13 protein-coding genes are annotated in these 13,553 nt (G+C 69.7%); 3 read left to right on the forward strand and 10 right to left on the reverse strand.

From position 1 onward, the window contains the following. Positions 1-106: 106 nt before the first annotated feature. On the reverse strand, positions 107-1,192 hold the full coding sequence (gene ychF, locus ACX80I_RS03145) for a redox-regulated ATPase YchF (RefSeq protein WP_459343700.1): 1,086 nt from the start codon (positions 1,190-1,192) through the stop codon (positions 107-109). Positions 1,193-1,276: 84 nt separating this feature from the next. On the opposite strand from ychF, the gene ACX80I_RS03150 reads away from it, so the two are divergent. Beyond that, positions 1,277-2,590, forward strand: a complete 1,314-nt coding sequence (locus ACX80I_RS03150; RefSeq protein WP_459343701.1) for a DNA recombination protein RmuC — start codon at positions 1,277-1,279, stop codon at positions 2,588-2,590. 15 nt (positions 2,591-2,605) lie between these two features. Here the strand turns inward: ACX80I_RS03150 and ACX80I_RS03155 are convergent, their stop codons facing one another. Beyond that, positions 2,606-3,697, reverse strand: coding sequence for a 4-hydroxy-3-methylbut-2-enyl diphosphate reductase (locus ACX80I_RS03155; protein WP_459343702.1), 1,092 nt, complete (start codon positions 3,695-3,697; stop codon positions 2,606-2,608). Next, positions 3,694-4,602: a hypothetical protein gene (locus ACX80I_RS03160; protein WP_459343703.1), complete on the reverse strand. Its 909-nt coding sequence runs from the start codon at positions 4,600-4,602 to the stop codon at positions 3,694-3,696. Before ACX80I_RS03160 ends, ACX80I_RS03155 begins: the two co-directional genes overlap by 4 nt. A gap of 171 nt (positions 4,603-4,773) precedes the next feature. Between ACX80I_RS03160 and xseA the strand changes: the two genes are divergently transcribed. Further along, positions 4,774-6,069, forward strand: coding sequence for an exodeoxyribonuclease VII large subunit (gene xseA, locus ACX80I_RS03165; protein ID WP_459343704.1), 1,296 nt, complete (start codon positions 4,774-4,776; stop codon positions 6,067-6,069). 70 nt (positions 6,070-6,139) lie between these two features. After that, entirely contained in the window at positions 6,140-6,403 is a 264-nt protein-coding gene (locus tag ACX80I_RS03170) for an exodeoxyribonuclease VII small subunit (protein ID WP_459343705.1), read from the forward strand. Between the two features lie 4 nt (positions 6,404-6,407). On the opposite strand, the gene ACX80I_RS03175 is transcribed toward ACX80I_RS03170, so the two are convergent. The 7 genes from ACX80I_RS03175 to ACX80I_RS03205 all read right to left on the reverse strand — a co-directional run bounded on the left by ACX80I_RS03175 (position 6,408) and on the right by ACX80I_RS03205 (position 13,448). Further along, on the reverse strand, positions 6,408-7,307 hold the full coding sequence (locus ACX80I_RS03175; protein WP_459343706.1) for a PPK2 family polyphosphate kinase: 900 nt from the start codon (positions 7,305-7,307) through the stop codon (positions 6,408-6,410). Positions 7,308-7,338: 31 nt separating this feature from the next. Next, positions 7,339-8,556: a pyridoxal phosphate-dependent aminotransferase gene (locus ACX80I_RS03180; protein WP_459343707.1), complete on the reverse strand. Its 1,218-nt coding sequence runs from the start codon at positions 8,554-8,556 to the stop codon at positions 7,339-7,341. A gap of 85 nt (positions 8,557-8,641) precedes the next feature. Next, positions 8,642-9,607, reverse strand: a complete 966-nt coding sequence (locus ACX80I_RS03185) for an ABC transporter substrate-binding protein (RefSeq protein ID WP_459343708.1) — start codon at positions 9,605-9,607, stop codon at positions 8,642-8,644. Between the two features lie 53 nt (positions 9,608-9,660). Beyond that, positions 9,661-10,350, reverse strand: a complete 690-nt coding sequence (locus ACX80I_RS03190; protein ID WP_459343709.1) for an ABC transporter permease — start codon at positions 10,348-10,350, stop codon at positions 9,661-9,663. Next, complete coding sequence (locus tag ACX80I_RS03195) at positions 10,350-11,045, reverse strand: ABC transporter permease (RefSeq protein ID WP_459343710.1); 696 nt, start codon at positions 11,043-11,045, stop codon at positions 10,350-10,352. The genes ACX80I_RS03190 and ACX80I_RS03195 overlap by 1 nt, the downstream gene beginning before the upstream one ends. 2 nt (positions 11,046-11,047) lie before the next feature. After that, entirely contained in the window at positions 11,048-12,166 is a 1,119-nt protein-coding gene (locus tag ACX80I_RS03200) for an ABC transporter ATP-binding protein (protein ID WP_459343905.1), read from the reverse strand. A gap of 304 nt (positions 12,167-12,470) precedes the next feature. Further along, positions 12,471-13,448 carry an N-acetylglucosamine kinase gene (locus ACX80I_RS03205; protein ID WP_459343711.1) on the reverse strand — a complete coding sequence of 326 codons (978 nt, stop codon included), beginning with the start codon at positions 13,446-13,448 and terminating at the stop codon, positions 12,471-12,473. Positions 13,449-13,553: the final 105 nt, after the last annotated feature.

Here is a 13,553-nt window from a genome sequence, read left to right on the forward strand (position 1 = left end):
CAACCGATACCTTTGACCACGCGAGGAGTGGACGCCCAGGCACTCGTCGGCACCCATGCGGACCGGTACCGCACCATCCTCGATCTCCTGGCGGAGCGCGCCTGGGTCAGACGTTGAAGCGGAACTCCACGACGTCGCCGTCGGCCATGACGTACTCCTTGCCCTCGATGCGCACCTTGCCGCGGGACTTGGCTTCGGCCATCGTCCGGGCATCCATGAGGTCCTCGAAGTGGACGACCTCGGCCTTGATGAAGCCGCGCTGGAAATCGGAGTGGATGACCCCTGCGGCCTCCGGCGCCGTGGCACCCTTCTTGATCGTCCAGGCGCGGGTCTCCTTGGGGCCGGCGGTGAGGTAGGTCTGCAGTCCGAGGGTGTGGAAGCCGACACGTGCCAGCTGATCCAGCCCCGACTCCTCCTGGCCGTTCATCTCGAGCATCTCGCGGGCCTCGGCCTCGTCGAGCTCCACGAGGTCGGCCTCGAGCTTGGCATCGAGGAAGATGGCGTCCGCGGGGGCCACGAGTTCGCGCAGCTCCTCCTGGCGCTCCGGGTTCCCGAGCACCGCGTCGTCGACGTTGAAGACGTAGATGAAGGGCTTGGCGGTGAGCAGGCTCAGCTCACGCAGGTGCTCCATCTCGAGCTTGTCGCTCTTCACCGAGGAGAAGATCGTGTCACCGCGTTCGAGGACGGCCTGCGCGGCCTGCATGGCGGCGAGCTGTGCGGCCTCGCGCTTCTTGATCTTCACTTCCTTCTCGACGCGCGGGATGGCCTTCTCGAGCGTCTGGAGGTCGGCGAGGATCAGCTCCGTGTTGATGGTCTCCATGTCGGAGCGGGGGTCGACCTTACCGTCGACGTGGATGACGTCCGGATCGTCGAAGACGCGGATGACCTGCGCGATGGCCTCGGCCTCACGGATGTTCGCGAGGAACTGGTTGCCGAGGCCCTCACCCTCGGAGGCCCCCTTGACGATGCCGGCGATGTCGACGAAGGAGACGGTGGCCGGCAGGATCTGCTTCGACCCGAAGACCTCGGCGAGCTGGGCAAGGCGCGGGTCCGGCAGGCTGACCACGCCGACATTCGGCTCGATGGTCGCGAACGGGTAGTTCGCCGCCAGGACGTTGTTGCGCGTCAGCGCGTTGAAGAGGGTTGATTTGCCGACGTTGGGCAGTCCGACGATGCCGATAGTAAGAGCCACGGGAGACAAGTCTACCGGGCAGCGGAGGGCCGCCCGGCGGTGTCGTGTCCGCCGAATGTCGGAGGTTCCTGCGACAGTGTGGACATGAGCACCACGGCCGTCCTCCTCGTTCTCCTCGCCTTCGTCCTCGGGGGCGCCGTCGGCGCCTTCCTGGTGGCGCGCTATCTCACCCCGCGCACGGCGGACCTCCGTGCGGAGCTCGACGACGCGACAGCGCGCCTCGGGAGCACGACGACGGACCTGGCGGCAGCCGTCGCCCAGCGCGACCTCCTGCAGCAGCACAACCGCGAGCTGACCGGCAAGACCTCCACGGACAACGACGTCCTGCGTGCGCTCGCTCCCGTCGCGGAGAAGCTGACCCAGGTGCAGCGGCAGGTGGGCCTGCTCGAGCGCGACCGCCTGGAACAGTACGGGCAGCTCGCACGGCAGCTCGAGGAGGCACGCGAAGCGGATGCACGCCTCCTCTCGACGACCTCCTCGCTCGCCGGCGCCCTGCGCAGCAACAGCGCACGCGGCCAGTGGGGTGAGATCCAGCTGCGCCGCGTCGTGGAGGCAGCTGGCATGCTCTCACGCGTGGACTTCCTGGAGCAGGTGTCCTTCAGCGCGGGCGACGACGGCGAGCGCGCCCGGCCGGACATGGTGGTGCAGCTTCCGGGCGACAAGCAACTGGTCATCGACGCCAAGGTGCCCCTGAGCGCCTTCCTCGCCGCGCAGGAGCTTGCGGGCACGGCCGGCAACGACGCCGACACGGCCGCCCTCGAGTCCCGGCGCGCCGAGCTGCTCCGGCAGCACGGCAAGGCGCTCCGCGCCCACATCGACGCCCTGGCGCGGAAGAAGTACTGGGAAGGCGCCGCGAACTCCCCCGAGCTGGTCATCTGCTTCATCCCGGTCGAGTCGGTGCTCTCCGAGGCACTGCGTGCCGACCCCGAACTGCTCGACTACGCCTTCGGCCAGAACGTCGCCCTCGCGTCACCGGTGTCCCTGCTCGGCATCCTCAAGGGTGCCGCCTTCAGCTGGCGGCAGGCCGTGCTCACCGACAACGCGCGCGAGCTGTTCGACCTGTCGAAGCAGCTGTACGAGCGCCTGGGCACCATGGGCGGGCACGTCACCCGACTGGGAGCGTCCCTCAAGACCTCGGTGGAACGCTACAACTCCTTCGTGGGCGCCCTCGAGTCCCGCGTGCTTCCCACGGCCCGGCGCATCGGGGCGTTCGATTCGGCATCTCTCGACGTCGTCGATGCGGCGGCCGGTGGTGCGGAGGCAGGGGCCGACGTGAGCCTGCTCGGCACGGCCCGTGCGCAGCGCGCCGGTGCGCCGGGCGGCCCGGGGCAGGCCGCGATCGACGCCACTCCCCGCTCCCTCACGGCCCACGAGCTCCTCGACGGGACCGACGGGTAGCGAGCGCCGGGAGGATCAGTTGAGCGTGCGGTCCTGCCGCTGGCCCCTGCCGCCACGACCCTGCGACGGGTCGCCCATGGCCTTCAGGGCGGCCCGGATCTCCTTGGGCAGGGAGAAGATGATGTCCTCCTGGGCCGTCACGACCTCCTCGACCTGTCCGTAGCCGTACTCGGCGAGCAGTCGCAGCACGTCCTGCACGAGGTTCTCCGGCACGGAGGCGCCCGACGAGATGCCGACCGTGGCCACGCCCTCGAACCAGGACTCGTCGACCTCGTTGGCGAAGTCGACGCGATGGGCTGCCTTGGCCCCGTACTCGAGCGCGACTTCCACCAGGCGGACGGAGTTCGAGGAATTGGCGGACCCGACGACGATCACGAGGTCCGTCTGCGGCGCGATCTTCTTGATGGCGGCCTGGCGGTTCGACGTGGCGTAGCAGATGTCGTCGCTGGGCGGGTCCTGGAGGGTCGGGAAGCGCTGCTTGAGCAGGTTCACGGTCAGCATGGTCTCGTCGACGCTCAGGGTGGTCTGCGAGAGCCAGATGAGCCTCTCGGGGTCGCGCACCTGCACCTTGTCGACGTCCTCCGGGCCGTTGACGATCTGGATGTGCTCGGGGGCCTCGCCCGCCGTGCCCTCCACTTCCTCGTGGCCCTCGTGGCCGATCAGGAGGATGTCGAAGTCGTCACGGGCGAAGCGCTGGGCCTCCTTGTGCACCTTGGTCACCAGGGGGCAGGTGGCATCGATGGTCCGCAGTCCCCGGTCCTCCGCGGACTGCACGACGGCGGGTGAGACGCCGTGGGCCGAGAAGACCACGAGGGCACCCTCGGGGACCTCGTCGGTCTCGTCCACGAAGATGGCGCCCTTCGCCTCGAGCGTGGAGACGACGTGCAGGTTGTGCACGATCTGCTTCCGCACGTACACGGGCGGCCCGTAGTGCTCCAACGCCTTCTCGACGGCGATGACGGCGCGGTCCACGCCGGCGCAGTAGCCGCGGGGCGCCGCGAGCAGTACCTTCTTCTCCCCGACCGGCGCGGCGGCGAGCACGTCCTCGGGCGAGCGACGCCTGCGCGGGATGGTGGGCATGGGGACCTGAACGGTGGTACTGGTCATTCCCCGATTCTACCGGGTCGCGAATGCGCGACCCGGTCCACCGGCGGCCCCTCCGCTGGAAGCTGAGCCCTGCGTCCGCGGCCGACGGCGAGTTGCCCGACCACACCGACCAGGACGGCGACGAGCCCGCCGACGACCACCGGCACGCTGGAGTCCGCGATGTCCGCTCCGGCCCGTTGCGCCAGCCCCCGGATGAACACGTCCGCGACGGCGCCCGTACCGGGTGTCCTGGTTGCGGCGTCGGGCACCCAGTCCCCCGCGAGGATGCCGAGCACGCCGATGCCCGCGACCCCGAGGCCCAGGAGCGCGAGCGTGGTGCCCCGCCGTCGTGCGATCACGAGGGCCAGCAATGCCAGCACCGCAGCACCGGCGAGGTACAGCCGCCAGTCCTGCACCACGTCCGCGATCCCGTGCAGGAGCCCGCCCCGTGCCAGGGAGCCGACCTCGACCGTGGTGTCCTCGGGGATCGGGATGTCCACGCCCAGACCCGTTCCGACGCTGTCCGCCACGAGCCCGACTACCGGACCGAGATCGAGGGTCAGGACGGCCGGTGCCGCTTCCGAGGGGTCGGGCGCCTGCGCGAGTGTGACGGCGTGGGAGAGGCGCAGGGTCTCGGCCCAGGCGGCCGGATAAGCGGACGAGCGGGTGACCGCCCCCGCGGCATCCCGGACGAGTGGTTCGACGAGGGAGCCGAGCTGCTCGGGCAGTGCGGTACTAGCCGTCACCTCCTGCGCGAGTGACTCCGCGAGCGCCGCCTGGAAGTCGGCGTCGTTCCCCAGCGGAGCCGCCAGCGCGATGAACCCGGATTCCTCCACGAGGTTCTCGTCGAGCCAGGCCGATACCAGTCCGCCGGAGGCGACGACGAGTGCGAGGAGGCCCAGGAGGGCAGAGACGAACGTCCGCATGGAATCCTTTACTGGAGGTCGAACCTCCGATTATGCCCGCTCCAGCGACAGCCGGCACGGCCCACGTGGTCCTGCCGGGCAGGATGCCGTGGGTCGGGGGTGGTAGAGATGGACAGTGCATTTTCCCGTGGAACACCTGGGGGCAACCGCCTCCCGAAGGACAGGAGACCGATGACGAGCGAGGGAATCCGCGCGCAGCCCGCTGCAGGCACGCCCCGGCCGGCGTCGACGGTCCCCGCGACGGCAGCGGAGACGTCACCGGACGCGCCATGGCCGCTCCATCTCCTGTCCGAGAAACTGAAGGCCCATATCGACCGCGCCCCCGCGGCGTGGGTCGAGGGGCAGGTGATCGAACTCAACCGCCGCGCGAGCATGTGCTACATCACGCTCCGCGATGTCGACTCGGAGGTGTCCCTGTCCCTCTCGGTCTACGGCAGCGTGATGGACCGGGCCTCCGCACCGCTCGATCGCGGTTCACGCGTCGTGGCCCGCCTCAAACCGGACTTCTGGGTCAAGACGGGGCGCCTGTCGATGCAGACGATCGACATCCGGCCGGTCGGGATCGGGGACCTCCTCGCGCGGATCGAGCGGCTACGGCAGGCCCTGGCGTCCGAAGGACTGTTCGCAGCGGCCCGCAAGAAGCAGCTGCCCCTCCTCCCCCACCGCATCGGACTCATCACCGGCCGGGACTCCGACGCCATGAAGGACGTGATGCGCAACGCGGCGCTGCGGTGGCCGGCCGTCGAGTTCGAGGTGCGCGAGGTGGCCGTCCAGGGCGTCAGCAGCGTCGCCCAGGTCACCGCGGCGCTCGCCGAGCTGGACGCCCACCCGCAGGTCGACGTGATCATCATCGCGCGCGGCGGCGGAGCACTCGAGGACCTCCTGCCGTTCAGCGACGAATCCCTGGTGCGGGCCGTCGCCCTGGCCCGCACCCCGGTGGTGAGCGCGATCGGCCACGAGGCGGACCGACCCCTGCTCGACGAGGTGGCGGACCTGCGCGCCTCGACGCCGACGGACGCGGCGAAACGCGTGGTGCCGGACGTCTCGGAGGAACTCGGCCGGATCGGCCAGGCGCGTGCCGCGCTCGAGCGGTCGATCCGGGTCCTGGTGCACCGTGAGAGCGAGAGCCTCGCCAACCTGAGGTCCCGCCCGTCGCTGGCGCGACCGGAAGGGATGATCGACGTCCGAGAAGCCGACGTCGAGCGGCTTCGATCCCGCGCGCTGCGCTCCATCTCCGCCGCGGTCGAGCGGGAGGGCGACTCGATCCATCACCTGCGCGAACGCGTCCGGTCCCTGTCGCCGCGGAAGACACTGGACCGCGGGTACGCGGTGGTGCAGACGGCAGACGGGCACGTGGTCAGGGAGCCGGCGGACGTGCAGCCGGGCGAGACCCTGCGCATCCGTGTCGCCGGCGGGCAGTTCGGCGCGGTCGCCCGGGAAGCGTCCTCGCCGTCCGGCACCCGATGACCCGGGCCACCCGACAGTCCCCGGTCCCCGCGGCCGGACACCAGACCACCCAGCAGATGAGGAAGACACCATGAGCCAGAACACCCAGCCCGAGAACAGCCAACCGGACACCGGCCGGCCGGAGACACGCCGCCCGGACGTGGGCACGCTGTCCTACGAGCAGGCGCGGGAGGAGCTCGTGGCCGTCGTCGCCCGGCTGGAGGCGGGGGGCGTGAGCCTCGAGGAGTCGCTGGCCCTCTGGGAACGCGGTGAGGCCCTGGCCGATCGCTGCGAGGCCTGGCTGGAGGGGGCGAAGGTGAGGCTCGCGGCCGCGCGGGACAAGGCCGAGGGGTAGCGGATCAGGAGGCGGCGAGGCGCTTCTTCTCGGCCTCCACGTCGAAGGTCGCCGGCGGCCAGCTCAACTGCATGTCCTCGAGGGTCGCGGTGAGCAGGTGCTGCACCGCGAGCCGGGCGTACCACTTGCGATCGGCGGGCACCACGTACCACGGGTTCTCCGGCGTGCTCGTCCGCTCGACGGCCGCCTGGTAGGCCTCCTGGTACTGCTGCCAGTACCCGCGCTCGTCGACGTCGCCGGGGTTGTACTTCCAGTACTTGTCCTTGCGGTCGAGCCGGTCGGCGAGCCGGGCCTTCTGCTCGTCCTTGCTGATGTGCAGCATGACCTTCAGCACCCGGGTGCCGGACGCCGCGGTCTCGTTCTCGAAGGCCCGGATGGTCCCGTAGCGCTTCTCGACCTCATCGGCAGGCGAGAGGCCCCGTACGCGATGGACCAGGACGTCCTCGTAGTGCGACCGGTCGAAGACCCCGATCATGCCCGCTTCCGGGAGTTGCCGACGGACGCGCCAGAGGAAGTCATGGCTCCGTTCCTCCTCCGTCGGAGCCTTGAACGCGGAGTGCTGCACGCCCTGCGGATCGACCAGCCCGACGACGTGGCGGACGATCCCGCCCTTGCCCGAGGTGTCCATCCCCTGCAGGAGGAGCAGGACGGCGATGCCGCTTCCGGCGCGGCTCTCCGCGAAGAGTTTCTCCTGCAGCAGGGAGAGGGTATCCGCACCGGCGGCGAGTGCAGCGGTCCCGGCCTTCTTGCCGCCGTCGAACCCCGGCGTGGAGTGCGGGTCCACGGCGTCCAGCGCGAAGTCCGGGCCCGCCAGCAGCAGCCGCCGCAGCTCGGCGGTGTCGGCCGTGCCGGCGGCTTTCGCAGTGCTGGAAGCTTTCGCAGTGCTGGAAGCTTTCGGTGCCATGGATCCTCCTGCGTCGGGCGTCCCGGGACGGTCAGGGCTTGTAGGTGGACAGGAAGTCGGCGAGTCTCCCGATGGCGTCCTCGATGACCTCCACGCTCGGCAGTGTCACCATGCGGAAGTGGTCCGTGTTGACCCAGTTGAAGGCGCTGCCGTGCGAGATCAGGATCTTTTGCTGCTTGAGGAGGTCGAGGGCGAACTTCTCGTCGTCCTTGATGGGATAGACCTCGGGATCGAGCTTCGGGAAGAGGTACAGGGCGCCCTGCGCCAGCTCGCAGCTCACGCCGGGAATCGCATTGAGCATCTGCGCGGCCTTGTCGCGCTGCTGCTTCAGGCGTCCGCCGGGCAGGATGAGGTCGTTGATGCTCTGGTAGCCGCCCAGCGCTGTCTGGATGGCGTGCTGCGCGGGGACGTTGGCGCACAGCCGCATGTTGGCCAGCAGGTTGATGCCCTCGATGTAGTTCGCGGCGTCGCGCTTGGGCCCGGAAATGGCCATCCAGCCGCTGCGGAACCCGGCGATGCGGTATGCCTTCGAGAGGCCGCTGAAGGTGAGGCAGAGGACGTCGTCGCCGGCGACCGACGCCGCGTTGATGTGGACGGCGTCATCGTAGAGGATCTTCTCGTAGATCTCGTCGGCGAACAGGATGAGCCCGTGCTCGCGGGCGAGGCGCACGATCCCCTCGAGGATGGGCCTCGGGTACACCGCACCCGTCGGGTTGTTCGGGTTGATCAGGACGATGCCCTTGGTGTTGGGGGTGATCTTCGAGGCCATGTCCTCGAGGTCCGGCCACCAGTGGCTCTCCTCGTCGCACAGGTAGTGGACGGGCGTGCCGCTGGCGAGGGCCACGGACGCGGTCCAGAGAGGGTAGTCCGGTGTCGGGATCAGGATCTCGTCGCCGGCGTTGAGCAGGGCCTGCATGGAGAGCGTGATGAGTTCGCTGACGCCGTTGCCGAGGTAGACGTCATCGACGTCGATCGAGTTGATGCCTCGGCTCTGGTAGTACTGCACCACGGCGGTGCGCGCGGAGAAGATGCCGCGGGAGTCGCTGTAGCCCTGGGCCTTCGGCAGGTTGCGGATCATGTCCACGAGGATGGCGTCGGGCGCCTCGAACCCGAAGGGCGCCGGGTTGCCGATGTTGAGCTTCAGGATCCGGTGGCCCTGGGCCTCCATGGTCATGGCGTGTTCGAGCAGCGGCCCCCGGATGTCGTAGAGGACGTTACGGAGTTTTTCCGACTGCTTGTACGTGGCCATCTGATCAGGATGCCACAGCAGGGGCCCGGTGCGCGGCATAGCAATGCCGGACACCGGGGCCCTGCAGGGACCGGGTCCGCAGGACTCAGCCCGCAAGTCCCTTCTCTGCCAGCCAGTCGGCAGCCGCATCCGCTGGGTTCCGCTTCTCGTCCCCGCTGACCTCGCGGTTGAGCGACAGGAGGTCCTCCGTGGTCAGCTGGGCCGACACCTCGTTGAGGACGTTCTGCGCTTCCTCGCCGACGGTCTCCGTGTTGACGAGCGGCAGGACCTGCTGGGCGATGAAGTTGTTCTTCGGGTCCTCCAGGACCACCAGGTCGTTGTCCTCGATGGACGGCGTCGTCGTGTAGATGTCGGCTGCCTGCACGTCGTCGTTCAGCAGTGCCTTCAGCGTGACCTCGCCGCCGCCGTCGTTGATGGCCTCGAAGCCGCCGGGCTCGCAGTCGTACTTCGCCTTGAGGCCGGGCAGGCCGTAGGCACGCTCCTGGAAGGTGCTCGGGGCGCCGATCGTGATCTCCCCGCAGACCTCCGCGAGGTCCGCGATGGACTCGAGGCTGTACTTCTCCGCCGTCGCGGCCGTGACGACGAGCGCGTCCTTGTCCTCGGCCTGTGAGGGCTCGAGCACGGTGAGCTTCACATCGGGCGACTTCGCGGAGAGGGCGTCGGGAAGGGCCGCGGCGATGTCCTCGGCGGACTCGGCGGTGGCCTTGGGGTCGGCGAACAGCAGCAGGTTGCCGCTGTAGTCGGGCATGATGTCTACGGACCCGTCCTCCAGGGCGGAGTAGTAGATCTCGCGCGAGCCGATGTTGGGCTTGGTCGTCGCCTCGACGCCTGCCGCGGTCAGTGCGCCCGCGTAGATCTCGGCGATGATCTGGCTCTCGGGGAAATCAGCCGAACCGACGACGACGGAGCCGCCTGCCGTGGCGGTCTCCGCCGTCTCGCCCTGGGGATCGCTGTTGGCCCCGCAGGCGGTCAGCGCCAGCGTGGCCGTGAGGCCGCCCGCCAGTCCCATCAAAGCGCGCCGTCCGGCGCGTTGTGCTGACAGGTTCTTCATGGTGTTCCTCCTTGTGCACTGGCGACGGCCTTCTGCCGGCCAGATCCTTGGGTCTACCCCGGGCCGGATGTCCGCAGTCCCGGTGAGATGGCGAGCTTCTGCAGCAGTCCCATCAGCAGATCGACGGCGATCGCGAGGACGGTGATGACCACCGCGCCGCCGAAGAGGCGCCCGTAGTCCGCGAGTTGCGTTCCCTCGACGAGGAAGACCCCGAGTCCCCCGAGGTTGATGAAGGCGACGACGGCTGCGGTCGCGATGACCTGCAGGACGGCCGCACGCACTCCGCCGAGGATGACCTGCAGGCCGTTGGGCACCTCGACCCGGAACAGGATCTGCAGCTCGGTCATGCCCATGCTTCGGGCGGCATCGACCACGGTGCGGTTCACGGACGAGATGCCGGCATAGATCCCGCTCAGCAGCGGAGGGACGGCGAGGAGCACGAGCGCCCAGATGGGCGGCATGAGCCCGAGGCCCGCGAGGAGCACGAACAGGAACACCATGCCGAGCGTCGGCAGGGCGCGGAGGATCCCCACGCCGGAGACGATCACGACGCGGCCGCGACCGGTGTGCCCCACGTAGAGCCCGATCGGTACCGCGATCGCCAGGGCGATCAGCATGGTCAGCCCGGTGTAGCCCAGGTGCTCGACGACGCGTGTGGGGATGCCGCGGTCGCCCTGCCAGTTGGCAGGAGCGGTCAGCCACTCCGCCATCTGCACCAGGAGGTTGCTGCTCGAGTAGTCCATCAGGCGCCCGCCACCTTCGCCTCCAGCGCGACGATCTCCTCCGCCGGCCTGCCGCCGGCGGGGACCCTGCGCGTCCACGGTGTCAGCAGGCGTTCCAGAAGGACGAGGAGGAGGTCCAGGACGAGTGCCAGCAGGAGGATGATGCCGATCCCGACGGCGATCTCGGTCGGGAAGGACCGGAACAGCCCGTCCGTGAACAGCGTCCCGAGGCTGGGGACCCCGATCAGCGCGCCGACGCTGACGAGCGAGATGTTGGTGACCGAGACCACGCGCAGTCCGGCGAACAGCACGGGCAGCGACAGCGGGAGGTCCACGGTCAGGAACCGGCGGACGGGCGTGTAGCCCATCGCGATGGCTGCCTGTCGTACGCCGTCGTCGATGGAGTTCAGCGCGTCGAGCGTGGACCGGACCAGGAGGGAGAAGGCGTAGATCGCCAGTGCCACGATGACGTTGGCGGGGTCGATCACCTTGGTACCGAGGACCACGGGGAGGAACACGAACATGGCGAGGGACGGGATCGTGTAGAGGATGGACGAGCCGGTCAGCAGGACGGATCCCACCACGGGATTCCTGCGGGCGAGCTGTGCCATCGGCACGGCGGCGAGGACACCGAGGAGCAGCGGCACGATCGCCTGGAACAGGTGGAGGCGCGTGTGCAGCCAGACGAAATCGAGGTTGGCGAGGAACCAGTCCATGGCTAGACCGCCGTGTTGTGCTCGGCGCGGCCACGGTCCAGCCGCGCGGATTCGATGAGTTCGAAGATCTCGGCGGCATGGACGACGCCGATCGCCCGTCCGTCGTCGTCGACGGCCACGCCCAGGCCCGACGGCGAGGACAGCGCGGCGTCGAGCGCGCGCCGCAGGGTGTCCCCCCGCCGGTACAGGGACCCGCCGGGGACCGCGTCCGCCTGCCGGGTGATGCTGCCGCGGGTTGCTTGCGGGACCCAGCCGTGGGGGCGGCCCCCGGCATCCACCAGCAGGGTCCACGGCGAGCGCACCGAGACGGTGGGGTCGGCGAGGAGGTCCACCTCGATCGTCTCGACGGGGTGGATGAGCACCTTGCCGCCCTCCTGGAAGGAGAGGTGGCGGAAGCCCCGGTCACGTCCCACGAATCCCGCCACGAAATCGTCCACCGGTGCTCGGAGGATCTCCTCGGGCGCCGCGTACTGGGCCAGGCGGCCGCCGACGGCGAACACGGCCACCTTGTCGCCGAGGATCGTCGCCTCGTCGATGTCGTGGGTCACGAACACGATGGTCTTCGCGAGGTCCCGCTGCAGGCGCAGTAGTTCCTCCTGCAGTTCGGCGCGGACCACGGGGTCCACCGCGCTGAAGGGCTCGTCCATGAGGAGGACGGGTGGATCGGCCGCGAGGGCGCGTGCCACTCCGACGCGCTGCTGCTGCCCACCGGAGAGCTGGCCGGGATAGCGGCTGCCCAGGTCGGCGGACAGGCCGACGACGTCGAGCAGTTCCTGCGCGCGCCTGCGGGCGTCGGCTTTCCCGACCCCGTTGAGGCGTGGCACCGTCGCGATGTTGTCGAGCACGGAGCGGTGCGGCAGGAGACCCGAGGACTGCATCACGTACCCCATGGAGCGCCGCAGTTCCGCGGCCTTCCCCTGCGATACGTCCTGGCCTTCGAGGAGGATCCGGCCGGCGGTGGGCTCGACCATCCTGTTGATCATGCGCAGCGATGTGGTCTTGCCGCAGCCGGACGGTCCGACGAACACGGTGATCCTGCCGCGGTCGATGTCCATGGTGAGGTCGTCCACCGCCGGGCGTCCGCCGTCGTAGGTCTTGGTGACGTTGCGGAACTCGATCATGGGGCGCCGGCCGGAAGCCTGGTCGGAGGATGTCATGGCAGCTGTGCCTTTCGTGGCAGGAGCTTCTCGGCCGGGCTGCACCCGCGGGCCGCACGAGGCGGTTCCGGCTTGCCGTCTGGATTTCTGCTGGCCCGGGGGCGCAGCGGTCAGTTCAAGCTGTCGGAGGTTCTGAGTCTAACCATGAGTTCGCAGCAGGCAATACCGTGTATGGGTCCCGGCTGCATCCCGCGGTCGGCTCCCGTGCGAGCGGACCGTCCGGAGCCCTCGGGCCGGCACCGGCACCGGGTCCTACCGGGCACCCGTCCTACCGGGCACCCGTGACGAGGAACCGGACACCCATCACCGGGTCCTCGTCGAGGAACACGACCTCCGTGATGCCCTCCGCCGCGAGACGGGCGCGGAGGCGGTCCTGCAGGTCCGGCTGGTGCATTGCGAGGCCCCCGCCCAGGACCACCCGCCCCGGCACGCCGATCACGCTCGCGACGTCGAGCACGAGCCGGGTGAGGTCCGTGGCCGCTCGGTCGATGATGTCCGCCGCGTCGGGGTGCCCGTCGCGCGCCGCATCGAAGACGGCCCTGGACTGCGCGGCCCAGTAGGTCCGCCCGGCCCCGGAGTGGAAGAGCCCGATCAGCTCCGTCGGGGTCCCCACGCCGTTGAGGGCGAGGACGGCTTCGTCGAGCGTGTCCGGGAGCATGCCGAGGTCGTTGCGGTGCAGCGTCCGCCGCACGGCTTCGCGCGCCACCCAGTAGCCGCTGCCCTCATCACCGAGGAGGTATCCCCACCCGCCGGAGCGCGCTTCCCTGCCGTCCTCCCCGACGCCCCAGGCGACGGACCCGGTGCCGGCGATGACGGCGATGCCCGCCCGTGCTCCTCCGGCGGCCAGGATCAGCCGCGTGTCGTGGACGACGTCGATCCCTGCTCCCGGCGCGTGTGGAGCGATCAGGGCCCGGAGTCGCTCGGCATCCGCAGCGGTGTCCACTCCCCCGGATCCGGCGACGACGCGGTCGATCCCGCCGACCTGCCCCTCCGGTACGAGCTCGCGGAAGAGTCGGCCGAGGCTCCGGGCGGCTTCATCCTGCGTCACGTTCTGGACGTTGGCGCTTCCTGCCCTGGCCTCCGCAGCGAGCGTGCCGTTGCGCCACAGCACCCCATGGGTCTTCGAACCACCGATATCGAGGCCGACGACGACGCGTGGCGCGCTACGGGCGGCACCATCCGCGGGGCCGTCCGGACGGGGACCGGAGGACTGACTCGGAGGCTGCGGCGCGGCGGTGTTCGACATGGCTACAGCCTACAAACAGGACTGCCCGCCCAGGACCGCAGGCACCCGGGGCGACGGCAGGGCGATGACAGGGCGCCGACAGGGCGCCGACAGGGCGTCGAATTG

It is taken from the genome of Arthrobacter rhamnosi, from assembly GCF_054510855.1.